This is a genomic window from Streptomyces sp. NPDC086023, assembly GCF_044540325.1.
Classification (GTDB): Bacteria; Actinomycetota; Actinomycetes; order Streptomycetales; family Streptomycetaceae; genus Streptomyces.
Genome location: NZ_JBITRX010000001.1, coordinates 347,541 through 370,056 on the forward strand (window position 1 = coordinate 347,541; position 22,516 = coordinate 370,056).

Consider the following 22,516-nt stretch of genomic DNA (forward strand, 5'->3'; position numbering starts at 1 on the left):
AGCGGTTCCCCGGAGGTCAGTCCCCGTACTGCGCGGTGCCCGCGATCAGCCGGACGGAGGAGCTCGGCACGCGCACGCCGTGGATCTGCGAGGGGGCCACGCGGTCCGGGCGGGGCTCCGCCGGCACCGTCCAGTGCGGCGCCATCCGCGCACAGTCGCCGAGCAGCTCGGCCAGACCCGGCTCGGCCCCTTCCCGGGCGGAGTCGTTCACGCTGTACTGCCTCATGCGCTGCTCCCGATTCTGTGAGGGGTACCGGCACCGTACGCACGATGATCTACGCGAAGAAAGCCCTACTATCGGGTAGTTTTGGCCGGTCTCCCCGGGGGGTCAAGACCGGGTAGCGTTGACTGTCACCCTTCGCCCCCTGCAGGAGCATCCACGCCGTGCGTATCGCAGTCACCGGCTCCATCGCCACCGACCACCTCATGACCTTCCCCGGCCGCTTCGCCGACCAGCTGGTCGCGGACCAGCTGCACACGGTCTCCCTCTCCTTCCTCGTCGACAACCTCGACGTGCGGCGGGGTGGCGTGGGCCCGAACATCTGCTTCGGCATGGGCCAGCTCGGGGCCAACCCGATCCTGGTCGGCGCGGCCGGCTCCGACTTCGACGAGTACCGCGCCTGGCTCGACCGGCACGGCGTCGACACCCGCTTCGTGCGGATCTCGGAGGTCCTGCACACCGCCCGCTTCGTGTGCACCACGGACGCCGACCACAACCAGATCGGCTCCTTCTACACCGGCGCCATGAGCGAGGCCCGCCTCATCGAGCTCAAGTCCGTGGCCGACCGGGTCGGCGGCCTGGACCTGGTCCTGATCGGCGCCGACGACCCCGAGGCGATGCTGCGCCACACCGAGGAGTGCCGTACCCGCGGCATCCCCTTCGCGGCGGACTTCTCGCAGCAGATCGCCCGCATGGACGGCGACAACATCCGCACCCTCATGGAGGGTGCGACCTTCCTCTTCTCCAACGAGTACGAGAAGGGCCTCATCGAGTCGAAGTCCGGCTGGACCGACGAGGAGATCCTGGCCAAGGTCGGCACCCGCGTCACCACCCTCGGCTCGCGCGGCGTGCGCATCGACCGCGTCGGCCACGAGCCGATCACCGTGCCGTGCCCGCCGGAGGAGCGCAAGGTCGAGCCCACCGGTGTCGGCGACGCCTTCCGCGCCGGTTTCCTGACCGGCCTCTCCTGGGGCGTCAGCCTGGAGCGCGCCGCCCAGCTCGGCTGCATGCTGGCCACCCTGGTCATCGAGACCCTGGGCACCCAGGAGTACACCCTGGCCCGCGCCCATTTCATGGAGCGCTTCACCAAGGCCTACGGCGACGAGGCCGCCGCCGAGATCAAGGCCCACCTGAACGTCTGACGTTCTCCGGGGCTCCGCGCCCGCCCCGCACGCCTCGAACGGCGGAGGACCAGGTCCCTCCGGCGTTCGGGGAGCGGGGTCCGGGGCGGAGCCCCGAGGCACGGAACCGGACCACCCGACTACACCAGCCGGCGGACGCGGTACGCGGTGCCGGCGGCCGCCGGCGACTCGCCCAGGTACTCCTGGCCCCGCATCGCGCACCACGCCGGAATGTCCAGCCGCGCCACCTCGTCGTCGGACAGGACGGTCACCGTCCCCCCGACCGGCACCCGCCCGATCGCCTTCCCCAGCTCGATCACCGGCTGGGGGCAGCGCAGCCCGAGCGTGTCCAGCTCCAGCGACTCGACGTCCGGCGTCACGTCCGCCGCCGCCGGTACGACGCCCAGCTGCTCCCGCACGCCGGCCACCGCCCCCGGCAGCACCTCCAGGAAACGGTTCACCTCCTCCGCGGTCGTGCCCATCGGCAGCGACACCCGGACGTTCCCCTCGGACAGCACGCCCATCGCCTTCAGCACGTGGCTGGGCGTCAGGGTCGAACTCGTACAGGACGAACCGGACGAGACGGAGAATCCGGCCCGGTCCAGCTCGTGCAGCAGCGCCTCCCCGTCGACGTACAGACAGGAGAACGTGACCACGTGCGGCAGCCTCCGGTCCGCCGCGCCCACCACCTCCACGTCCGGCACCAGCCGCGCCACCCGCCGCCGGATCCGGTCCACCAGCACCCGCAGCCGCCGCGCCTCCTCCTCGGCCTCGGCCCGCACCGCCCGCAGGGAGGCCGCGGCCGCCACGACCGCCGGGATGTTCTCGAACCCCGCGGACCGGCCCGACTCCCGCTCGTCCGTCGGGCCTTGCGGCGCGAACCGCACCCCCTTGCGCACCGCCAGCAGGCCGACGCCGGCCGGACCGCCCCACTTGTGCGCGCTGCCGGCCAGCAGCGACCAGTCGCCCGGCACCGCTCCCCAGGCCAGCGACTGGGCCGCGTCCACCAACAGCGGCACACCCGCCTCCCGGCACATCTGTGCGACCTCGGTGACCGGCTGCTCGGTGCCCACCTCGTGGTTGGCGGACTGGAGACAGGCCAGCGCGGTGTCCGGCCGCAGGGCCGCGGCGTACTCCTCGGGGGAGACGGCGCCCGACCGGTCCACGGGCACCTCGGTGGTGGTGCCGCCCCGTGCCCCGTGTGCCGCCGCCGAATGAAGGACAGAACTGTGTTCGACCGCTGATACGACCAGGTGACCGCCGACCCGGCGACGGCCCGCGAGCGCCCCCTCGATGCCCAGGTGAACCGCGCGCGTCCCCGAAGGAGTGAACACCAGCTCGTCGGGACGGCACCCGACGGCCTCCGCCGCCGTCTCGCGCGCCGCGTCCAGCAGCAGCCGGGCCCGCCGGCCCTCGCGGTAGAGCCGGGCGGGGTCGGCCCAGCCCTCGTCGATCGCGGCCAGCAGCGCCTGCCGGGCGACGGGGTGGAGCGGTGCGGAGGAAGCGGAGTCGAAGTACGGCACCCGCCCACGCTAGCCGCGGGCTGCGCCGATCGAGGTCAGGGGGCGTCAGATAGCGCCCGAACCCCGCCGATCGGGGGCAGTTGGACCGTCCCCCGGAAGGCGGAGCCACCCCTTCGGGGGCTGTAGCGGCGCGTTGGGCACCCTCCCCGCGCGACCCCAAATAGCGTCCAGTAGGGTTTGGTCCGCATAAACATCCAAACCCCTGCCCGCGTCAGGGCCGGCGACCGACCCGCGAGACGGCCGCAGCCGGTCGCGCGGGCCGAGACTCTCGGGAAGGCGCTACGTGAGTCCCTACGGCTCCGACCGCTCGCCGCGGCGCCCGATGCGGCGGAAGCTGCTGCAGGCGCTGACTGCGGGTATGGTCCTGGCGACCGCCACTGGTTGCTCGTATACCTGGAAAGACTTCCCCCGCCTCGGAATGCCCACCCCGGTCACCGAGGAGGCGCCGCGCATCCTCTCCCTGTGGCAGGGATCGTGGGCGGCCGCCCTGGCCACCGGTGTTCTGGTCTGGGGCCTGATCCTGTGGAGCGTCATCTTCCACCGGCGCAGCCGCACCAAGGTGGAGGTCCCGCCGCAGACCCGGTACAACATGCCCATCGAGGCGCTGTACACCGTGGTCCCGCTCATCATCGTGTCGGTGCTGTTCTACTTCACCGCACGTGACGAGTCGAAGCTGCTCGCCCTCGACAAGCCGGCCCACACGATCAACGTGGTCGGCTACCAGTGGAGCTGGGGCTTCAACTACATCGAGGACGTCGACGGCGACGCGGCCACCCCGTCCGCGGGCGAGGTTCCGAAGGAGCTCGCCTCGATCCCGGACAAGTTCACCAAGGACTTCCCCGCGGGCGCCGAGGGCGTCTACACCAAGGGTGTCCCGGCTGACCGCAACCCGCAGACCGGCAACCCGGGTCCGACCCTCTGGCTCCCCAAGGGCGAGAAGGTCCGCTTCATCCTGTCGTCGAACGACGTCATCCACTCCTTCTGGGTGGTGCCGTTCCTCTTCAAGCAGGACGTCATCCCGGGCCACACCAATGTCTTCGAGGTGACCCCCTCCCAGGAGGGCACCTTCATGGGCAAGTGCGCCGAGCTCTGCGGCGTCGACCACTCCCGGATGCTCTTCAACGTCAAGGTCGTCTCCCCGGAGCGCTACCAGGCGCACCTGAAGGAGCTGGCTGAGAAGGGTCAGACCGGCTACCTCCCGGCGGGCATCAAGCAGACCGACCCGGCCAGGAACTCGGAGACGAACAAACTGTGAGCATCCTCAACGAACCTCAGGGTGCCGCCGCAGCCGACTCGTATGAGAACGAGCTGCCGGTGCGGCGCAAGCAGCCGGGCAACGTCGTCGTCAAGTGGCTGACCACCACCGACCACAAGACGATCGGCACGCTCTACCTGGTCACCTCGTTCGTGTTCTTCATCATCGGCGGCATCATGGCCCTGGCCATGCGCGCCGAGCTTGCCCGTCCGGGCACGCAGATCATGTCGAACGAGCAGTTCAACCAGGCGTTCACGATGCACGGCACGATCATGCTGCTGATGTTCGCGACGCCGCTGTTCGCCGGATTCGCGAACTGGATCATGCCGCTCCAGATCGGTGCGCCCGACGTGGCGTTCCCGCGGCTGAACATGTTCGCGTACTGGCTGTACCTCTTCGGCTCGACCATCGCGGTGGCCGGCTTCCTCACCCCGCAGGGTGCGGCCGACTTCGGCTGGTTCGCCTACTCCCCGCTGTCGGACGCGGTCCGCTCGCCGGGCGTCGGTGCCGACATGTGGATCATGGGTCTGGCCTTCTCCGGCTTCGGCACGATCCTCGGCTCGGTCAACTTCATCACCACGATCATCTGCATGCGCGCGCCCGGCATGACGATGTTCCGCATGCCGATCTTCACCTGGAACGTGCTGCTGACCGGTGTCCTGGTCCTGCTCGCCTTCCCGGTCCTCGCGGCCGCGCTCTTCGCGCTGGAGGCCGACCGCAAGTTCGGCGCCCACGTGTTCGACGCGTCGAACGGTGGAGCACTGCTCTGGCAACACCTCTTCTGGTTCTTCGGACACCCAGAGGTGTACATCATCGCGCTGCCGTTCTTCGGCATCATCTCCGAGGTCATCCCGGTCTTCTCCCGCAAGCCGATGTTCGGTTACATCGGCCTGATCGGCGCGACGATCGCGATCGCCGGCCTCTCCGTGACCGTGTGGGCGCACCACATGTACGTCACCGGCGGTGTGCTGCTGCCGTTCTTCTCCTTCATGACCTTCCTGATCGCGGTCCCGACCGGTGTGAAGTTCTTCAACTGGATCGGCACCATGTGGAAGGGCTCGCTGTCCTTCGAGACCCCGATGCTCTGGGCCGTCGGCTTCCTGATCACCTTCACCTTCGGTGGTCTGACCGGCGTCATCCTGGCCTCGCCCCCGATGGACTTCCACGTCTCCGACTCGTACTTCGTCGTCGCGCACTTCCACTACGTCATCTTCGGCACCGTGGTCTTCGCGATGTTCTCCGGCTTCCACTTCTGGTGGCCGAAGTTCACGGGCAAGATGCTGGACGAGCGCCTGGGCAAGATCACCTTCTGGACGCTGTTCGTGGGCTTCCACGGCACGTTCCTGGTGCAGCACTGGCTGGGTGCCGAGGGCATGCCGCGTCGTTACGCGGACTACCTCGCCGCCGACGGCTTCACCGCGCTGAACACCGTCTCCACGATCAGCTCGTTCCTGCTCGGCCTGTCGATGCTTCCCTTCATGTACAACGTGTGGAAGACCGCCAAGTACGGCAAGAAGATCGAGGTCGACGACCCGTGGGGCTACGGCCGCTCGCTGGAGTGGGCGACGTCCTGCCCGCCGCCGCGGCACAACTTCCTCACGCTGCCGCGCATCCGCTCGGAATCGCCGGCGTTCGACCTGCACCACCCTGAGATCGCGGCCCTCGACCACCTTGAGGACCACGGCTCCACCAAGGCCGTCGCTGGTGGCAAGGAGGCCGGCAAGTGAAGATCCAGGGCAAGATGTTCCTCTGGCTCTCCGCCTTCATCCTGATCATGGCCGTCGTGTACGGCGTGTGGTCGAAGGAGCCGGCGGGCACCACCGCGCTGTTCCTGGCCTTCGGCCTGTCCGTGATGATCGGCTACTACCTGGCCTTCACGGCCAAGCGGGTCGACGCCATGGCGCAGGACAACAAGGAGGCGGACGTCGCGGACGAGGCCGGCGAGCTCGGCTTCTTCTCCCCGCACAGCTGGCAGCCGCTCTCCCTGGCCATCGGTGGCGCGCTCGCGTTCTGCGGCGTCATCTTCGGCTGGTGGCTGCTGTACTTCTCCACCCCGATCATCCTGGTCGGCCTGTGGGGATGGGTCTACGAGTACTACCGCGGTGAGAACGCGAACCAGTAGCACTCGCGGCTGAACCGACGACGGAGGCCCGGGCACCCCTCAAGGGGGCGCCCGGGCCTTCGCGTTGCCTGCGGACGGGTGGCACCCGATCCCTCGTTTGCAGGCACCCGGCGCGCCGTGGTTGCCATCTGTTCATAGCGTTATGGCATGAGTCACACACCGCGTCTTTGGACGGTACTCAGCTGCTCCCTGCTGGTCGCGTCCCTCGGGGCCGGGGCCACCGCGTGCGGGACCGGGGACCACCCGCTCTCCGCCTCCCCGTACGACGCGGCCGACCAGGTCGCCTTCAACCAGAAGGCCGGCAGCCGGCCGATCGACCCCGACCGCCCCCTGGAGGTCACCCTCAAGGGCGAGGAGGGCCGCATCACCGACGTCACCGTCACCGACACCCACGGCCGCCGCCTGGCGGGCGAACTCTCCGCGGACGGCGACCGCTGGCACAGCACCGCGTCGCTCGCCGCCGGCGTCCGCTACGCCCTCACCGTCAGCACGGAGGACGAGGACGGCGCCCCCGGACGCCGCACCCTGAGCTTCGAGACCACCCCGGCCAAGAAGCTCCTCAAGGCCGAGTTCGGCCCGGAAGCGGGCACCTACGGCGTCGGCCAGCCCATCACGGCCGAACTGAGCGAACCCGTCAAGGACAAGGCCGCCCGAGCCGTCGTCGAACGCGCCCTGGTCGTGGAGTCCAGCCCCCGCGTCGACGGCTCCTGGTACTGGGTGGACGACAAGAAGCTGCACTTCCGCCCCAAGGAGTACTGGCCCGCCAACTCCACCGTCTCCGTACGCAGCAACCTGGAGGGAGTCCGGGTCGGCGACCACCTCTACGGCGCCGCCGCCACGCCCCTCAAGCTCACCATCGGCGACCGGGTCGAGGCCATCACCGACGCCTCCGCGCACCAGCTCACCTTCAAGCGCAACGGGGAAGTGATCAACACCATTCCGGTGACCACCGGCAAGCCCGGCTTCTCCACCCGCAACGGGGTCAAGGTCGTGCTGGGCAAGGAGTACTTCGTACGGATGCGCGGCACCAGCATCGGCATCGCCGAGGGCAGCTCGGAGTCGTACGACCTGCCCGTCTACTACGCCACCAGGGTCACCTGGAGCGGTGAATACGTGCACGCTGCACCCTGGTCGGTGGGCTCCCAGGGCTACGAGAACGTCAGCCACGGCTGCACCGGCATGAGCACCGGAAACGCCGCCTGGTTCTACGAGAACATCCGCGCCGGCGACATCGTGAAGGTCGTCAACAGCATCGGCAACGAGATGGACCCCTTCGGCAACGGCTTCGGCGACTGGAACCTGGCCTGGGACAAGTGGCGCCAGGGCAGCGCCCTGCTCGCCGGCACCCCCGACCGGACCCCGGCGGACACGGCACGGCTGCGCCCCCAGGTGTGACCGCGGGGGCGGAAGGGACGCGACGCGCCCCAGGAGGGGCGTGCGGGCCCGCAGGAGGCGCCGTACGGCCCGTACGGCGCCTCCCGGGCGTCGAGTGGTCCGTCAGGCCGCGCGGGACAGCCGCTTGCGCAGCAGCGACGCCAGCGTGTCCGGGAACTCGACCGGGTCCACCGGCAGGGTGACCGCGGCGTCGGCCCGGCTCCAGGTGGCCAGCCAGGCGTCCTGCGGGCGCCCGATCAGCAGCAGCACGGGTGGGCAGTTGAAGACCTCGTCCTTGATCTGCCGGCACACGCCCATGCCGCCCGCCGGCACCGCCTCGCCGTCCAGGACGCACAGGTCGATCCCGCCGTCGTCCAGCGCCTTCAGCACGGCGGGCAGTGTCGCGCACTCAAGGAACTCCAGCGGCGGCACGTCCGACGCGGGCCGGCGCCCGGCCGCAAGCCGCACCTGCTCCCGGGTATTGGCGTCGTCGCTGTAGACCAGGACCCTCGCAGTCGCCCGCATCGTTCCTCCACGTGTCACATGAATCACGTTGATGATGCGCGGATGCTACTCCGTCCAACGCCCCCTCAACATCGGTTCGGACAGCCGTCTGATGGGCCGTTCGGGCAGTGCACACCCCCCGGACACTCCGAACGGCACCCCCCGGGGTGAGGGCGGGATAAGCGACCGACATAATGTCGGTCGTGGCGACAGCAACGACAGTAGATACCGGGCACGCGCACCCGACGGTCAATCGGCCGAACCTCGTCAGCGTCGGAACCATCATCTGGTTGAGTTCCGAGCTGATGTTCTTCGCGGCCCTTTTCGCGATGTACTTCACCCTGCGATCGGTGACGGGCACCGAGTACTGGTCGGAACAGGCAGAGGCCCTGAACCTTCCCTTCTCGGCGACGAACACCACGATCCTGGTGCTCTCCTCCCTCACCTGCCAGCTCGGCGTCTTCGCCGCCGAGCGCGGTGACGTGAAGAAGCTCCGCACCTGGTTCGTGATCACCTTCGTGATGGGTGCGATCTTCATTGGCGGCCAGGTGTTCGAGTACACCGAGCTGGTCAAGCACGAGGGCATGTCGCTCTCGTCCGGCCCCTACGGCTCGGTCTTCTACCTGACCACCGGATTCCACGGTCTGCACGTGACGGGCGGTCTCATCGCCTTCCTGCTGGTCCTGGGCCGGACGTACGCGGCCAAGAGGTTCACCCACGAACAGGCCACTTCGGCCATCGTCGTGTCCTACTACTGGCACTTCGTCGATGTTGTCTGGATCGGCCTCTTCGCCACGATCTACCTGATCAAGTAATCGGGCCCGGCCCGACACTCATCCAGCAAGCACCGACGCAGAAGATCCTGACACCGGGGTAATCCGTGAAAAAGCTCTCCGCACGACGACGCCATCCGCTGGCGGCGGTCGTCGTTCTACTCCTCGCGCTGGCGGCCACTGGGGGGCTGTACGCCGCCTTCGCCCCCGCGGGCAAGGCGCAGGCCGATGAAACCGCCCAGTCCCTCGCCATCGAGGAGGGCAAGAAGCTCTACGCCGTCGGCTGTGCCACCTGTCACGGCACCGGCGGTCAGGGTTCCTCCGACGGCCCGAGCCTGGTCGGCGTGGGCGCCGCCGCCGTCGACTTCCAGGTGAGCACGGGCCGCATGCCCGCCCAGCAGCCGGGCGCCCAGGTCCCGCGCAAGAAGAACATCTACACCCAGGCGCAGATCGACCAGCTCGCCGCGTACATCGCCTCCCTCGGCGCCGGCCCCGCCGTGCCGAGCGAGAAGCAGTACGACCCGGCCGGAGCCGACGTCGCCAAGGGTGGCGTGCTCTTCCGCAACAACTGCGCGCAGTGCCACAACTTCACCGGTGAGGGCGGTGCGCTGACCTACGGCAAGTACGCGCCGAACCTCGAGGGCGTGGAGCCGAAGCACATCTACGAGGCCATGCTCACCGGCCCGCAGAACATGCCCTCCTTCCCGGACAGCACCATGCCGGAGAAGGAGAAGAAGGACATCATCGCGTACCTGAAGACCGTCAACGGAGACGAGACCGCGAGCCCCGGTGGCCTCAAGCTCGGCGGCCTCGGCCCCGTCAGCGAAGGCCTGTTCGGCTGGGTGTTCGGTCTGGGTGCGCTCATCGCTGTCGCCGTCTGGGTCGCGGCCCACACCGCTAAGGCCAAGAAGTCATGAGTAGCCAAGACATTCCCGAAGAGAACCTGCCGAGCGAGCAGGACGCGCACCACGGTGGTGTAGCGGTCGCGGACGACCCGTTCGCCGACCCGGGCCTGCCGGCCCACAAGCCGCGTATCCAGGACATCGACGAGCGCGCCGCGAGGCACTCGGAGCGCACCGTCGCCCTCCTGTTCACGGTGTCGATGCTGGCCACGATCGGCTTCATCGCCTCCTACGTGGCCATCCCCGTCGACAAGATCGTGTTCATCTGGCCGATCGGCCACGTGAGCGCGCTCAACTTCGCGCTGGGTCTGACCCTGGGCACCGCGCTCTTCTGCATCGGCGCGGGCGCGGTCCACTGGGCCCGCACCCTGATGTCCGACGTGGAGATCGCCGACGACCGCCACGAGATCGCGGCGTCGCCGGAGGTCAAGGCCGCGGTCATGCAGGACTTCGCTGACGGCGTCAAGGACTCCGACCTGCCGCGCCGCAAGCTGATCCGCAACACCATGCTCGGCGCGCTGGCCATGGTCCCGCTGTCCGGTGTCGTGCTGCTGCGCGACCTCGGCCCGCTGCCGGAGAAGAAGCTCCGCACCACCTCGTGGGCCAAGGGCAAGCTGCTCATCAACCAGAACACGATGGAGCCGCTTCGTCCCGAGGACGTCGCCGTCGGTTCGCTGACCTTCGCCCAGCCCGAGGGCCTGGAGGAGGACCAGCACGACTACATGCAGGAGATCGCCAAGGCGGCCCTGATGATCGTCCGCATCCAGCCGGAGGACATCAAGGACAAGCAGGAGCTGGAGTGGTCCCACGACGGCATCGTGGCCTACTCCAAGATCTGCACCCACGTCGGCTGCCCGATCAGCCTGTACGAGCAGCAGACGCACCACGTGCTCTGCCCGTGCCACCAGTCCACTTTCGACCTCTCCGACGGCGCCCGCGTCATCTTCGGCCCGGCCGGTCACGCCCTTCCGCAGCTGCGGATCGGTGTGAATGACGAAGGCTTCCTCGAGGCGCTCGGCGACTTCGAAGAGCCCGTCGGTCCTGCATTCTGGGAGCGCGGATGAGCACTGCCACCGAGACGCGCAAAGCGCCCGCGGGCGAGCGCGTAGCCGACTGGGCCGACGGCCGTCTGGGCATCTACGCCCTGGCCAAGTCCAACATGCGCAAGATCTTCCCGGACCACTGGTCCTTCATGCTGGGTGAGATCTGCCTCTACAGCTTCATCATCATCATCCTCACGGGTGTGTACCTGACGCTGTTCTTCCACCCGAGCATGAACGAGGTCGTGTACCACGGCTCGTACGTGCCCATGCAGGGTGTGCGGATGTCCGAGGCCTTCGCCTCGACCCTGGACATCAGCTTCGACGTCCGCGGCGGTCTGCTCATCCGGCAGATCCACCACTGGGCGGCGCTGATCTTCGTCGCGGCGATGCTCGTGCACATGATGCGCGTCTTCTTCACGGGCGCCTTCCGCAAGCCGCGCGAGATCAACTGGGTCTTCGGCTTCCTGCTGCTGGTCCTCGGCATGTTCACCGGCTTCACCGGTTACTCCCTGCCGGACGACCTGCTCTCGGGCACCGGTGTCCGCTTCATGGAGGGCGCGATCCTGTCCGTGCCGATCGTCGGCACGTACCTGTCGTTCTTCCTCTTCGGCGGCGAGTTCCCCGGCCACGACTTCGTGGCCCGGTTCTACTCGATCCACATCCTGCTGCTCCCGGGCATCATGCTCGGCCTGCTGGTCGCCCACCTGATCCTCGTCGTGTACCACAAGCACACGCAGTTCGCGGGCCCGGGCCGCACCGAGAAGAACGTCGTCGGCCTGCCGCTGATGCCGGTCTACATGGCCAAGGCCGGAGGCTTCTTCTTCCTGGTCTTCGGTGTCATCGCGGCCGTCGCGGCGATCGCCTCGATCAACCCGATCTGGGCGCTCGGCCCGTACGTCCCGGACCACGTGTCCACGGGTGCGCAGCCCGACTGGTACATGGGCTTCTCCGAAGGCCTGATCCGTGCCATGCCGGGCTGGGAGATCAATCTCTGGGGCCACACGCTCGTCCTGGGCGTGTTCATCCCGCTGGTGATCTTCCCGCTGGTCCTCGCGGCCATCGCGGTCTACCCGTTCATCGAGTCCTGGGTCACCGGCGACAAGCGCGAGCACCACATCCTGGACCGCCCGCGCAACGCCCCGACCCGTACCGGCTTCGGTGTGGCGTGGCTGACCTGGTACGTCATCCTGCTCATCGCGGGTGGCAACGACATGTTCGCGCAGTACTTCCACCTGTCGATCAACTCGATCACCTGGTTCGCCCGCGTCGGCTTCTTCGTCGGCCCGGTCATCGCCTTCATCATCACCAAGCGGATCTGCCTCGGCCTCCAGCGCCGGGACAGGGACAAGGTGCTGCACGGTCGCGAGACCGGCATCATCAAGCGCCTGCCGCACGGTGAGTTCGTCGAGGTCCACGAGCCGCTCAACCAGGCCAAGCTGCACACGCTCACCGCGCACGAGCAGTACGCGCCGGCCGAGCTGGGCCCGAAGGTCGACGAGAACGGCGTCGAGCGCAAGGTCAAGGGCAGCGAGAAGCTGCGCGTGAAGCTCAGCAAGGGCTACTACGGCGAGAACAACCAGATTCCGAAGCCCTCGGTGGAGGAGTACAAGGAGATCCAGAGCGGCCACGGCCACCACTGACCTCCGGATGATCTCCGGAGTGACGCGCCCCGCGCGTGACTCCTGAAGCAGTCGCCACGGCAAGAGCCCCGTCCAGTGCCCGGACGGGGCTCTTCGCCGTCCGGGGCCGGATGGGCCCGCGGGACGCCGGCCCGTCCATATCCGTCCATAGTCCGGGGGTCCACTCCCCGGACGCGGCTCTTCGCCGTCCGTGGGGGTCGATAGGCTGAGGGTGACCCCTTTTTCGGCTGTGGACCCAGGAGTGGACCATGAACGTTGTGACCCCGGCAGGCGGCGACAGCGTGGCGGACCGGTCCTGGCCGGGCGTCCTGGACGCCCTCCTCACCGGACAGGACCTCTCCGCGGACGACACCGCGTGGGCCATGGACCGGATCATGCGCGGCGAGGCGACCAACGCCCAGATCGCCGGCTTCGCGGTCGCGCTGCGGGCCAAGGGCGAGACCGTCGCCGAGATCAACGGCCTCGTGCGGACGATGTACGCGCACGCCAACCTCATCGAGGTGCCCGGCCGCACGGTGGACATCGTGGGCACCGGCGGCGACGGCGCCAAGACCGTCAACATCTCCACCATGTCGGCCGTCGTGGTCGCCGGTACGGGCGCCAAGGTCGTCAAGCACGGCAACCGGGCCGCGTCCTCCGCGAGCGGCGCCTCGGACGTCCTGGAGAAGCTCGGTGTCAACCTCGACCTCACCCCGCGCCGCGTCGCGGAGGTCGCCGAGGAGGCCGGCATCACCTTCTGCTTCGCCGTCAAGTTCCACCCGGCGCTGCGGCACGTGGCCGCCGCCCGCAAGGAGCTGGGCATCAGGACCACCTTCAACTTCCTCGGCCCGCTCACCAACCCCGCCCGGGTGCGCTCCCAGGCCACCGGCGTCGCCGACGCCCGGATGGCGCCCATCGTCGCCGGCGTGCTCGCCGAGCGGGGCTCGTCCGCGCTGGTGTTCCGCGGGGACGACGGTCTGGACGAGCTGACCACCACCGCCACCTCCCGGGTCTGGTGGGTGCGCGACGGCAAGGCGGTCGAGCAGTCCTTCGACCCGCGCGACGTCGGTATCCCGCTGGTGGACGTCGCGGAGCTGCGCGGCGCGGACGCCTCGTACAACGCCGACGTGGCGCGTCGTCTGCTGGCCGGCGAGACCGGCCCGGTGCGGGACGCCGTGCTGCTGAACTCTGCGGCGGCCCTGGTGGCCGTGGAGCCCGGCGGCGGCTCCCTGGAGGAGGAGATCGCGGCCGGTATCGCCCGTGCGGCCGAGTCGATCGACTCCGGCGCGGCGCGTGCCGCCCTGGAGCGCTGGGTGGCCGCCAGCAACGCGTAACGCCTGCTCGGGCCGTGGTGGGGCCTGAGTCCGAGGGGGCCGGGACGGCTGCGTCCCGGCCCCCTCGCGCGTGCGGCGGGTCCGGGATGCGGACAGCCGCTTGCGCGGAGCGGATCCTGTGGCAGGATGCTCACCAGGTCACGAGTGACAGCGTTTTGGCCCCGGCTTGCTGTCCGGCAACCCTCCGTCCGTGGCGGGGTGCCCCGGGTGATGACCAGGCCGTGGGCAGCAAGGCCCTCGGCAAGCGCGGACCCCTCGACACCAGGGGTCCTGGTCTCTCGAGGAGCTTCTTCCGTGAGCAAGCGAATGCGATAGGCGCCCAGCGCCCTTTCTTCACCCCTCCGTACGGTCCCGCGGCACTTCCGCGTCCCCGTGCGTCGAGGCAACTCCCGTACTCCACGTGCCGCTGCGGCGTACCCGCGTACGGGCCGAACGAAGCCATCCGCCCTTCCTCCACCGGGAGACACCGTCATGTCCGCGTACCCGAACGCCGCCGTTGCCACCGCCGTCACCGCCTCCGTCACCGCCTCCGCCACCTCCACCGACGCCGCCCCGACCGGGGCCGACGCCTGCTGTGACGGGCCGCTGCCCGTGCTCGGCCGCGACGTGACCGTGCCGCTGGTGACCGGCGGCGAGGTCACCTACGCGGCCCTGGACTACGCGGCCAGCGCCCCCGCGCTCCAGCGGGTGTGGGACGACGTGGCCGCGTACGCCCCGTACTACGGCAGCGTGCACCGGGGCGCCGGGTATCTGTCGCAGCTGTCGACCGACCTGTTCGAGCAGAGCCGGGCCACGGTGCACGAGTTCCTCGGCTGCCGGCCGTCCGATCAGGTCATCTTCACCCGGTCCACCACCGACTCGCTCAACCTGCTGGCGCAGGTGCTCCCGGCCGGCTGCCAGGTGTTCGTCTTCGAGACCGAGCACCACGCCTCGCTGCTGCCCTGGCGGGACGCGCGGGTGACCTGCCTCGATGCCCCGCGGACCCCGGAGCAGGCCGTGGAGACCCTGGAGCGCGCGCTGGCCGACCGTGACCCCCACGGCCCCGCCCTGGTCTGCGTGACCGGCGCCTCCAACGTCACCGGCGAGCTGTGGCCGGTCAGGGAACTGGCCGCCGCGGCCCACGCGCACGGCGCGCGGATCGTGCTGGACGCCGCCCAGCTGGCGCCCCACCACCCGGTCTCCGTCACGGAGCTGGACGTGGACTGGGTGGCCTTCTCCGGCCACAAGCTGTACGCGCCCTTCGGCTCGGGCGTGCTGGCCGGCCGCGCGGACTGGCTCCAGGAGGCGGAGCCGTACCTGGCCGGCGGGGGTGCCTCCCGGAAGGTGACCCGGCGCGTCGGCGGGGAGGGCGCCGGGGGCGTGGACGTCGAGTGGCACACCACCGCCGCCCGTCACGAGGCCGGTTCGCCGAACGTGATCGGCGTCTACTCGATCGCCTCGGCCTGCCGGGCGCTGACCGAGGCCGGCTTCGACCGGCTGGTGGCGCGGGAGCAGGAGCTGGTCCGGCGGGTCCGCGAGGGCCTGGCCGACGTGCCCGAGGTGCGGATCCTGTCGCTGTTCGGCGACGACGCGCCCCGCGTGGGCGTGATCTCCTTCGTCGTGGACGGCTGGAACAGCTCCCACTTCGCCGCCGCACTGTCGGCCGAGTACGGCATCGGCGTCCGCGACGGCCTGTTCTGCGCCCACCCGCTGGTGCGCACGCTGCTGGGCAGCGGGCCGCAGGAGCCGGGCGAGTGCGGGGCGCCTGAGGCGGCCCCGGGCGAGCGCAGCTTGAACGCGATCCGCGTCAGCTTCGGCGCCGGCACCCCCGACGAGCACGTGGAGCGCTTCGTCGGCGCCGTCCGCGAACTGGTCACCGACGGCGCCAAGTGGCAGTACCGCACGGAGGAGGGCCGCTGCGTCCCGGCGGTCTGACCGTCGTTCACGGACCCGACGGTCCGTTCCCGATCCTCGTGCACGATGTGGCGGGCCCTGGTGGCCCGCCACCGGCATGCCCGGGAGGGGGCGTCCCGAGCGGTCAGGCGTCGAGGCCGATCGCGAAGGCGGCCTCCAGGTCGTGCTGGGAGTAGGTGCGGAAGGCGACGTGCGTGTCCGTGGCCTCGACACCGGGGATCTTGCTGATCTTGCCGGGGATGATGTCCGCCAGGTCCTCGTGGCGCCCGACGCGGACCATCGCGATCAGGTCGTAGGTGCCCGTCACGGAGTAGACCTCGCTGACGTTGTCCAACGCGGCGATCGACTCGGCGATCTCGGGGATGCGGTCCACGCTGGTCTTGATGAGCACAAGGGCGGTGATCACGGCTGGCTGTCTCCCTCGGTGGCCGTGGCTGGGTCCTTCACTCTAGTCGTACGGCGGTAGCGCCCCCAGGCGTAGAGGAAGCCGATCGAGAAGCCCACGAGGTGGGCCAGGTAGGCGACTCCCGGCCCGCTTCCGGCCCGGTTCGCGGCCACCCACTGGAGGGCGAACCAGAACACCAGCACGATCCAGGCCGGGAAGCGCAGCGGCAGGAAGAGGAGTACGGGGACCAGGCTGGTCACCCGGGCCCGCGGGAACAGGCACAGGAAGGCCCCGAGCACCGCCGAGATGGCCCCCGAGGCGCCGATGAGGGTCTGCGGGGAGTCGGCGTTGGCCGCCGCGTACGCCAGCAGCGCCAGGTATCCGGACACCAGGTAGAAGAAGGCGAACTCCAGGCGGCCCATGCGCTCCTCGGTCATCACGCCGAAGACATAGAGGAAGAGCATGTTGCCCAGCAGGTGCAGCCAGTTGCCGTGCACGAAGAGCGCGGTGAGCGGGGTCAGGGCGGCCCGGCCCGAGCCGGCGAACAGCTCGTCCGGCACCACCCCCCAGCGGTGCAGGTACTCCGTCTGCGCGGCCAGCAGCTCGTCGCCGGTGCCGTACAGGGGGTCGAAGCCCGACAGCGGACCGAGCAGGAAGAGCACGGTGCAGGCGGCGATCAGGGTGTGCGTGACCAGCGAGCCCCGGACGGTTCCCCACCTTACGATCATGACCAGAGCATCTCGTATGGGACGGACCGGGACAGCTTGCCTCGCCGTGTCTCGCATGGAGGACGGGGCTCCACCCGGTGGTCGCGACAGGCCGTAGGGTTACGAGCGGTACGGAAGAGAGCACGCAAGCAACACGCACCGAAGTCCCAGAAGGAGAGAGACGGCCCGATGACGGTTCCCCTGCCGACCGCCACGACCCGCTGGCGCTGCACCCTGTGCGGCAACCTCACCCGGTTCGACGTGACCCGCTCGTCCAAGGTGGTCGAGTACGTCCACCTCGACCTCGCGGGTGAGCCCAAGGTCGAGGAGCGCGAGGTGGTGAGTGAGACCATCGAGTCGGTCCGCTGCCGCTGGTGCAACGCGGTGGACCAGATCGAGCTCGTGGACAGGCCGGGCGCCGACTCCTGAGGGAGCGGCCGCCCTTTACGACGGTTTTGACGGTAGGGGTGACGGATGGTGGAGCCTGCGAGCGGCGCTGAGCCGGCCGGTGCGGCCGGCGGCGGTGCCGAGGCGCTCGACCGGCCTCTGCCGGAAGGCGTGCGGCGTCGGGTGGTCGCGTTCGTCTCGGACGCCTTCGGCGGACTGACGGTCGCGGACCTCCCGGCTCAGCTGCGCCAGTACGCCCGCTTCACGCCCTCGCGGCGGGCCAGGTTCGCGGGCAACGCGATGGCCGCGGCGCTGGAGAGCGACCCGGTGTTCCGGGGCAGGATCGGGGAGCGGCTCAAGGAGACGCAGGCCGAGCTGGCCGGTGCGCTGGAGTCCGGGGCGCCGCCGGCCGCCGCCGACCCGCTGGACGTGGCGGCGGTGGCGTACGTGCTGCGCCCGGCCGGGTGGGTCAAGCTGGTCGCCGCCGCGGGCGAGGAGGCCCAGCGGGTCGACGCCGAGCGGGCGGGCGAGGAGACGCAGCGGGAGCTGGAGCGGCTGCGGGAGGAACTGGCCGCCCTGCGCGAGCACCAGCGCACCGGCGGCGAGCAGCAGCGGCAGGAGCTGGAGGCCGCCCGCAAGGAAGCGGAATCGCTTCAGCGCAAGCTGCGCAGCGCCCAGAACGACGTCAAGCGCGGCGAGGCCGCGCTGCGCAAGGTCACCGCGGAGATCGACGGAATCCGGTCGGAGGCGGCGGCGCAGGTGGCCGCGGCCGAGAGCGAGACCCGTCGGCTGAAGTCCCGGCTGGCCGAGGTCGAAGCGGCGTTGGAGGCGAGCCGGCGCTCGGCGCGCGAGGGCCGCAGCATCGAGGACATGCGGCTGCGGCTGCTGCTGGACACCGTGCTGGAGTCGGCCCAGGGGCTGCGCCGGGAGCTGGCGCTGCCGCCGGCCTCGGTACGGCCGGCCGACACCGTGGACGCGGTGGAGCCCGGGCGCATGACGCCGAAGGACATCGCGGCGCGGGCGCTGTCGGAGACCGATCCGGCGCTGCTGGACCAGCTGTTGGCGCTGCCCCAGGCGCACCTGGTGGTCGACGGCTACAACGTGACGAAGACCGGGTACCCGACGATGCCGCTGGAGAAGCAGCGGCTGCGGCTGCTGGGCGGGCTCTCGGTGCTGGCCGCGCAGACCGGCGCGGAGATGACCTGTGTCTTCGACGGCGCGGAACTGGCGGCGCCGGTGCTGCTCGCGCCGCCGCGCGGGGTGCGGGTGCTGTTCTCCAAGCCCGGTGTGACGGCTGACGAGTTGATCCGTCAGCTGGTGCGCGCCGAGCCGCCGGGGCGCCCGGTGGTCGTGGTCTCCACCGACCGCGAGGTGGCCGACGGAGTGGCCAAGGCGGGGGCGCGGCCCGTTGCGTCCGCCTTGTTGCTGAAGAGGCTTTCGCGCCTCTCGTAACTACTGGGGCTAATGCCCGATTTGGCTGGACGTGTCTGGGACGGACCGTCAAGTGGCCGCCACGGAGCGTGCGCTGTAGGTAAAGAAGCTGGTCGGCGCGCGAGATTTTGCTCATCAGGATTTGAAGTGATCACAGGAAGGTCACTAGGGTCTGGCATCAAACCTTCGTGCGGTTGATCACCCATTCGGGGTGGCGGGCGGAGGTACCGCCGAGACTGCGTTGTTCGGCGGCTCTAGGAAGAAGGAGCTCGCCCCCGTGGCGTCCCACCGTCGACCCAAGCAGCCGACCCGCGCTCGTGTGACCGTGCTCACCGCAACCGCCGCCGCGGCCGTCGCCCTCGCCTCCCAGTCCGCTCAGGCCGCCCCGGCCAAGCCGAGCAAGGACGAGGTGAAGGCAAAGGTCGACGCCCTCTACGAAGAGGCGGAGAAGGCGACCGAGAAGGCCAACGGCGCCAAGGAGCAGCAGGACAAGCTCCAGAAGCAGATCGGCGAGCTCCAGGACAAGGTGGCCCGCGGCCAGGGCGAGCTCAACGAGATGCGCAACGCGCTCGGTTCGCTCGCCAGCGCCCAGTACCGGTCCGGCGGGGTCGACACCTCCATACAGCTGCTGCTCTCGGCCGACCCGGACGAGTACCTCGACAAGGCGGCCGTGCTCGACCAGTTGAGCGCCAAGCAGGTCGAGTCGGTCCAGAAGATCCAGGCCAAGCAGCGCGCCCTCGCCCAGCAGCGCGCCCAGGCCGCCGGCAAGCTCAAGGACCTCGCCGACACCCGCAAGGAGCTCAGCGAGAAGAAGGCCGCCGTCCAGGCCAAGCTGGCCGAGGCGCAGAAGCTCCTCAACACCCTGACGGCCGCGGAGCGGGCGAAGCTCGACCAGGAAGAGGGCCGCGCCAACCGCAGCGGCGCCAGCCGCCCCGACCTCGGCAACGTGAAGCCCTCGGGCCGCGCGGGCGCCGCCCTGGCCGCCGCCCAGACCAAGCTCGGCTCGGCGTACATCTCGGGCGCCGAGGGCCCCAACGCCTTCGACTGCTCCGGTCTGACGCAGTGGGCCTACAAGCAGGCCGGCGTGGGCATCACCCGCACCACCTGGACCCAGGCCAACGAGGGCACCCGCATCCCGATCAGCCAGCTCCAGCCGGGCGACCTGGTCTTCTTCTACTCCGACCTGCACCACGTCGGCCTGTACGCGGGCAACGGCATGACGCTGCACGCCTCCAACCCGCGCGGCGGCGTCAAGTACGAGAAGATCAGCTACATGAGCCCGCAGTTCGGCGTCCGGATCTGATCCCGCTCCGCTGAACGGACGGCGACCCGCCGGCACCCGCCCATCCGGGCGAATTGCGACACCCGAAGCTGACCCCACGCCCCGCCGGTGACCTGTGTTCTCCGGCGGGGCGTCACTGTGCGTGCCGAAACCGGTCGTTGGCCGGGGCGCGCGCCCGCGGCTAGGGTCGCCCCGCGCGGAGACCCGGCACACGGCCGTCCACGGGGGACGGACCCGGTCCCCGCGCCAGCGGAAGGGAGTGCGGCTTCCTGTGGCGTCCCATCGTCGGTCCGTATCCTCGGGCCTGGACCGCGGTACCAGGGTCACCGTCCTGTCCGCCGCCGCTGCCGCGACCGCCGCGGCAGCGATGTCGGGGGCTCCCGCGAGCGCCGCGCCGGCGGAGCCGGCCGACAGCGCCCGGGCCCGCGTGGACCGGCTGTTCGAGGAGGCCGAGCAGGCCACCGAGCGGTTCAACAAGGCCGGCGAGCGGGCCGGCCGGCTGCGCGCCGAGGTCCGCCAGGTCCAGGAGGCCGTCGCCCGCGGCCAGCAGCGCGTCAACACCATGCGGGGCGTCCTCGGCAGCTACGCCGGAGCCCAGTACCGGGCCGGCGGCGTCGACCCGTCCGTCGAGCTGATGCTCTCCGAAGACCCCGACGGCTACCTGGAGAAGGCCGCAGCGCTCGACCGGCTGACCAGCCGCCAGGCCGACAGGCTGGACGAACTGCGCGAAGCGCAGCGCAAGCTGGCCCAGCAGCGGGCCGAGGGCTCCCGCAAGCTCGCCGAACTGGAGCGGCTGCGCTCGGACGTCGCCCGGCACAAGCGCTCCGTCACCGGCAAACTCGCCGCCGCCCGGCGGCTGCTGAACGAGATGCCCTCCGAGGAGCGGGCCGCCTTCGAGCGTGCCAACCGCTCCTCCGGGCGGGCCGGCGCGCTGCCCGAGATCTCCGGCGGCAGCGCCCCCTCCGGCCGGGCCGCCGCCGCCGTGATGGCCGCCCGCGCCGCCGTCGGCCGCCCGTACGTCTGGGGCGCCACCGGCCCCTCCGGCTTCGACTGCTCGGGGCTGATGGTCTGGTCGTACCGGCAGGCGGGGGTCGCGCTGCCGCGCACCTCACAGGCCCAGCGGCACGCCGGCCGCCAGGTCCCGCTGTCCGAGGCGCGCCCCGGCGACCTGATCACCTACCGCTCGGACGCCAGCCACGTCGGCATGTACGTCGGCAACGGCCAGGTCGTCCACGCGCCCTACCCGGGGGCGCCGGTGCGCTACGACCCCGTCGGGATGATGCCGGTGTCCGGGGTGACACGAGTCTGAGCCCGTACGGACGTACGATCGGGCACGTGGTACGTACGGGTCTGCGCGCGCTGGTGGGGCTGCTCCTGCTGCTCGGGCTGGTCGCCGGATGCACCGCGGGCGGCACCGCTCCCGCCGGCACCGACGACGGCCGGTCCGTCCGCCGGGTGGTGGCCGACTGGTCGGCGGCGCAGCTGGCCCGCGACGAGGCGCGGTACCTGTCCCTGGACCGGCGCCCGGAGGCGCGGACCGCCTACGGCAACCTCGCGCAGGTGCCGCTCGCCGCCTGGGAGTACGGGGTGCTCGGGGTGAAGAGGGAGGGCAACCGGGCGTTCGTCGCCGCCGAGCTGCGCTACCGGCTCGCCGGGTACGACGGCGTCGCGGTGACCTCGCCGCGCGAGCTGGAACTGGCGAAGCGGGACGGGCGCTGGTACGTCGTCTCCGACCGGCCCGGCGCGGGCGCCCATCCGCAGCTGTGGGACCAGGGCCCGGTCACCGCCGTGCGGGGAGCGCGGTCGCTGGTGCTGGGCGTGGGGCAGGGGCGGGGGACCCTGGAGGGGGTCGCGGAGACGGCCGACCGCGCGGTGCCCGAGGTGACCTCCGCCTGGCCGGGGAAGTGGCCGGAGCGGGTGGTCGTCCAGGTGCCGTCCTCGCTCGACGCGATGGCCGCGCTGCTGGGCTCGCCGGCGGGGTCGTACGGGGGGATGGCCGCGGTCACCACCAGTCCGGGAGACCGGGTGACGGTGAACCCCGGTGCTTACGGACAGCTGGGCGCGCTGGGCCGCCAGGTGGTCCTCACCCACGAGACCGCGCACGTCGCGACGCGGGGGGCCACGACCTCCCACACCCCGCTGTGGCTCTCCGAGGGCTTCGCCGACTGGGTGGCGTACCGCGACACGGGCCGCACACCGGCCCAGGTGGCCCCCGCCCTGGCCCGCGCGGTCCGGGCGGGCACCGCCCCGACCCGGCTGCCGGCGGCGGGGGAGTTCTCCTTCGCGGGCGACAGCGAGCGCCTGGCGAGGGCGTACGAGTCGGCGTGGCTGGCCAACCGCATGATCGAGCAGCACTGGGGCCGCGACAAACTGATCGCCTTCTACGAGGCCGCCGCCACTTCCCCGCAGTCCGCCTTCGCGAACGTCCTGGGCACGGACGAACAGGCCTTCACGGCGGACTGGCGGGAGTACATGCAGGAGCAGCTGGGCGGGGGCGGCAGTGGTGACGGCGAGGGCGACGAGGAGAACGACTGAGGGACTGCGCTGGGCTGGGCAGGGCGGGGCTGAGGGGGTGCGGGCCGCCCCCGGCCGCAGGGCCGGGAACGGCCCGCACCCATCCAGCCACGGCCAGCACCACCAG

At 70.6% G+C, this 22,516-nt stretch carries 21 protein-coding genes and 1 riboswitch; of the genes, 16 read left to right on the plus strand and 5 right to left on the minus strand.

Features of this window, described 5'->3' with window-relative positions; translation table 11 throughout:
- Positions 1-16: 16 nt before the first annotated feature.
- Positions 17-226, minus strand: coding sequence for a hypothetical protein (locus ACIF6F_RS01560; RefSeq protein ID WP_399939619.1), 210 nt, complete (start codon positions 224-226; stop codon positions 17-19).
- A gap of 158 nt (positions 227-384) precedes the next feature.
- Between ACIF6F_RS01560 and ACIF6F_RS01565 the strand changes: the two genes are divergently transcribed.
- On the plus strand, positions 385-1,362 hold the full coding sequence (locus tag ACIF6F_RS01565) for a carbohydrate kinase family protein (RefSeq protein WP_399939622.1): 978 nt from the start codon (positions 385-387) through the stop codon (positions 1,360-1,362).
- A gap of 119 nt (positions 1,363-1,481) precedes the next feature.
- Here the strand turns inward: ACIF6F_RS01565 and ACIF6F_RS01570 are convergent, their stop codons facing one another.
- On the minus strand, positions 1,482-2,864 hold the full coding sequence (locus ACIF6F_RS01570; protein WP_399939625.1) for a cysteine desulfurase/sulfurtransferase TusA family protein: 1,383 nt from the start codon (positions 2,862-2,864) through the stop codon (positions 1,482-1,484).
- Positions 2,865-3,147: 283 nt separating this feature from the next.
- Here ACIF6F_RS01570 and coxB point away from each other — a divergent pair, with 283 nt between their 5' ends.
- From coxB to ACIF6F_RS01590, 4 genes are all read left to right on the plus strand, one after another.
- Positions 3,148-4,119, plus strand: coding sequence for a cytochrome c oxidase subunit II (coxB, locus tag ACIF6F_RS01575; RefSeq protein WP_399939627.1), 972 nt, complete (start codon positions 3,148-3,150; stop codon positions 4,117-4,119).
- Complete coding sequence (gene ctaD, locus ACIF6F_RS01580) at positions 4,116-5,846, plus strand: cytochrome c oxidase subunit I (RefSeq protein ID WP_399939630.1); 1,731 nt, start codon at positions 4,116-4,118, stop codon at positions 5,844-5,846. Before coxB ends, ctaD begins: the two co-directional genes overlap by 4 nt.
- A complete protein-coding gene (locus ACIF6F_RS01585) occupies positions 5,843-6,241 on the plus strand; it encodes a cytochrome c oxidase subunit 4 (RefSeq protein ID WP_399939632.1) in 399 nt (132 codons plus the stop codon). Before ctaD ends, ACIF6F_RS01585 begins: the two co-directional genes overlap by 4 nt.
- A 147-nt stretch (positions 6,242-6,388) precedes the next feature.
- On the plus strand, positions 6,389-7,636 hold the full coding sequence (locus ACIF6F_RS01590) for an Ig-like domain-containing protein (RefSeq protein WP_399939635.1): 1,248 nt from the start codon (positions 6,389-6,391) through the stop codon (positions 7,634-7,636).
- Between the two features lie 102 nt (positions 7,637-7,738).
- On the opposite strand, the gene ACIF6F_RS01595 is transcribed toward ACIF6F_RS01590, so the two are convergent.
- Positions 7,739-8,140 carry a hypothetical protein gene (locus ACIF6F_RS01595; protein WP_399939638.1) on the minus strand — a complete coding sequence of 134 codons (402 nt, stop codon included), beginning with the start codon at positions 8,138-8,140 and terminating at the stop codon, positions 7,739-7,741.
- Positions 8,141-8,313: 173 nt separating this feature from the next.
- Here ACIF6F_RS01595 and ACIF6F_RS01600 point away from each other — a divergent pair, with 173 nt between their 5' ends.
- From ACIF6F_RS01600 to ACIF6F_RS01625, 6 genes are all read left to right on the plus strand, one after another.
- Positions 8,314-8,934 (plus strand): heme-copper oxidase subunit III, encoded by a 621-nt coding sequence (locus ACIF6F_RS01600; RefSeq protein WP_399939640.1) that lies wholly within the window; start codon positions 8,314-8,316, stop codon positions 8,932-8,934.
- A 65-nt stretch (positions 8,935-8,999) separates the two neighbouring features.
- On the plus strand, positions 9,000-9,809 hold the full coding sequence (locus tag ACIF6F_RS01605; protein WP_399939642.1) for a c-type cytochrome: 810 nt from the start codon (positions 9,000-9,002) through the stop codon (positions 9,807-9,809).
- The gene (locus tag ACIF6F_RS01610) at positions 9,806-10,858 is read left to right on the plus strand and encodes a Rieske 2Fe-2S domain-containing protein (RefSeq protein ID WP_399939644.1); all 1,053 of its coding nucleotides are present in this window, start codon (positions 9,806-9,808) and stop codon (positions 10,856-10,858) included. Before ACIF6F_RS01605 ends, ACIF6F_RS01610 begins: the two co-directional genes overlap by 4 nt.
- Positions 10,855-12,477, plus strand: coding sequence for a cytochrome bc complex cytochrome b subunit (locus ACIF6F_RS01615; protein ID WP_399939647.1), 1,623 nt, complete (start codon positions 10,855-10,857; stop codon positions 12,475-12,477). The genes ACIF6F_RS01610 and ACIF6F_RS01615 overlap by 4 nt, the downstream gene beginning before the upstream one ends.
- A gap of 248 nt (positions 12,478-12,725) precedes the next feature.
- Complete coding sequence (gene trpD, locus ACIF6F_RS01620) at positions 12,726-13,790, plus strand: anthranilate phosphoribosyltransferase (protein ID WP_399939650.1); 1,065 nt, start codon at positions 12,726-12,728, stop codon at positions 13,788-13,790.
- Between the two features lie 136 nt (positions 13,791-13,926).
- A riboswitch (SAM riboswitch) is annotated at positions 13,927-14,043 on the plus strand.
- Between the two features lie 218 nt (positions 14,044-14,261).
- Positions 14,262-15,704 (plus strand): aminotransferase class V-fold PLP-dependent enzyme, encoded by a 1,443-nt coding sequence (locus ACIF6F_RS01625; RefSeq protein ID WP_399939653.1) that lies wholly within the window; start codon positions 14,262-14,264, stop codon positions 15,702-15,704.
- 103 nt (positions 15,705-15,807) lie between these two features.
- Here ACIF6F_RS01625 and ACIF6F_RS01630 read toward each other — a convergent pair whose 3' ends face one another.
- Together ACIF6F_RS01630 and ACIF6F_RS01635 are read right to left on the minus strand one after the other, a co-directional pair.
- On the minus strand, positions 15,808-16,089 hold the full coding sequence (locus ACIF6F_RS01630; protein ID WP_399939655.1) for an Lrp/AsnC family transcriptional regulator: 282 nt from the start codon (positions 16,087-16,089) through the stop codon (positions 15,808-15,810).
- On the minus strand, positions 16,086-16,796 hold the full coding sequence (locus ACIF6F_RS01635) for a rhomboid family intramembrane serine protease (RefSeq protein WP_399939658.1): 711 nt from the start codon (positions 16,794-16,796) through the stop codon (positions 16,086-16,088). Before ACIF6F_RS01635 ends, ACIF6F_RS01630 begins: the two co-directional genes overlap by 4 nt.
- A gap of 168 nt (positions 16,797-16,964) precedes the next feature.
- Between ACIF6F_RS01635 and ACIF6F_RS01640 the strand changes: the two genes are divergently transcribed.
- The 5 genes from ACIF6F_RS01640 to ACIF6F_RS01660 all read left to right on the plus strand — a co-directional run bounded on the left by ACIF6F_RS01640 (position 16,965) and on the right by ACIF6F_RS01660 (position 22,410).
- On the plus strand, positions 16,965-17,204 hold the full coding sequence (locus ACIF6F_RS01640) for a hypothetical protein (protein WP_114057246.1): 240 nt from the start codon (positions 16,965-16,967) through the stop codon (positions 17,202-17,204).
- Positions 17,205-17,249: 45 nt separating this feature from the next.
- Positions 17,250-18,614 carry an NYN domain-containing protein gene (locus ACIF6F_RS01645; protein WP_399939661.1) on the plus strand — a complete coding sequence of 455 codons (1,365 nt, stop codon included), beginning with the start codon at positions 17,250-17,252 and terminating at the stop codon, positions 18,612-18,614.
- Positions 18,615-18,870: 256 nt separating this feature from the next.
- A complete protein-coding gene (locus ACIF6F_RS01650) occupies positions 18,871-19,896 on the plus strand; it encodes an NlpC/P60 family protein (RefSeq protein ID WP_399939664.1) in 1,026 nt (341 codons plus the stop codon).
- Positions 19,897-20,146: 250 nt separating this feature from the next.
- Positions 20,147-21,184, plus strand: a complete 1,038-nt coding sequence (locus ACIF6F_RS01655) for an NlpC/P60 family protein (RefSeq protein WP_399939667.1) — start codon at positions 20,147-20,149, stop codon at positions 21,182-21,184.
- Between the two features lie 26 nt (positions 21,185-21,210).
- Positions 21,211-22,410 (plus strand): hypothetical protein, encoded by a 1,200-nt coding sequence (locus tag ACIF6F_RS01660; RefSeq protein WP_399939670.1) that lies wholly within the window; start codon positions 21,211-21,213, stop codon positions 22,408-22,410.
- Positions 22,411-22,516 lie beyond the last annotated feature (106 nt).

Bases quoted from the DNA above. Each gene is read 5' to 3' on its own strand.
- ACIF6F_RS01640 (WP_114057246.1), top strand. From the start codon at position 16,965: ATGACGGTTCCCCTGCCGACCGCCACGACCCGCTGGCGCTGCACCCTG.
- ACIF6F_RS01635 (WP_399939658.1), bottom strand. From the start codon at position 16,796: ATGATCGTAAGGTGGGGAACCGTCCGGGGCTCGCTGGTCACGCACACC.
- ACIF6F_RS01595 (WP_399939638.1), bottom strand. From the start codon at position 8,140: ATGCGGGCGACTGCGAGGGTCCTGGTCTACAGCGACGACGCCAATACC.
- ACIF6F_RS01560 (WP_399939619.1), bottom strand. From the start codon at position 226: ATGAGGCAGTACAGCGTGAACGACTCCGCCCGGGAAGGGGCCGAGCCG.
- ACIF6F_RS01590 (WP_399939635.1), top strand. From the start codon at position 6,389: ATGAGTCACACACCGCGTCTTTGGACGGTACTCAGCTGCTCCCTGCTG.
- ACIF6F_RS01610 (WP_399939644.1), top strand. From the start codon at position 9,806: ATGAGTAGCCAAGACATTCCCGAAGAGAACCTGCCGAGCGAGCAGGAC.
- ACIF6F_RS01615 (WP_399939647.1), top strand. From the start codon at position 10,855: ATGAGCACTGCCACCGAGACGCGCAAAGCGCCCGCGGGCGAGCGCGTA.
- ACIF6F_RS01600 (WP_399939640.1), top strand. From the start codon at position 8,314: ATGTCGGTCGTGGCGACAGCAACGACAGTAGATACCGGGCACGCGCAC.
- trpD (WP_399939650.1), top strand. From the start codon at position 12,726: ATGAACGTTGTGACCCCGGCAGGCGGCGACAGCGTGGCGGACCGGTCC.
- ACIF6F_RS01645 (WP_399939661.1), top strand. From the start codon at position 17,250: ATGGTGGAGCCTGCGAGCGGCGCTGAGCCGGCCGGTGCGGCCGGCGGC.
- ACIF6F_RS01625 (WP_399939653.1), top strand. From the start codon at position 14,262: ATGTCCGCGTACCCGAACGCCGCCGTTGCCACCGCCGTCACCGCCTCC.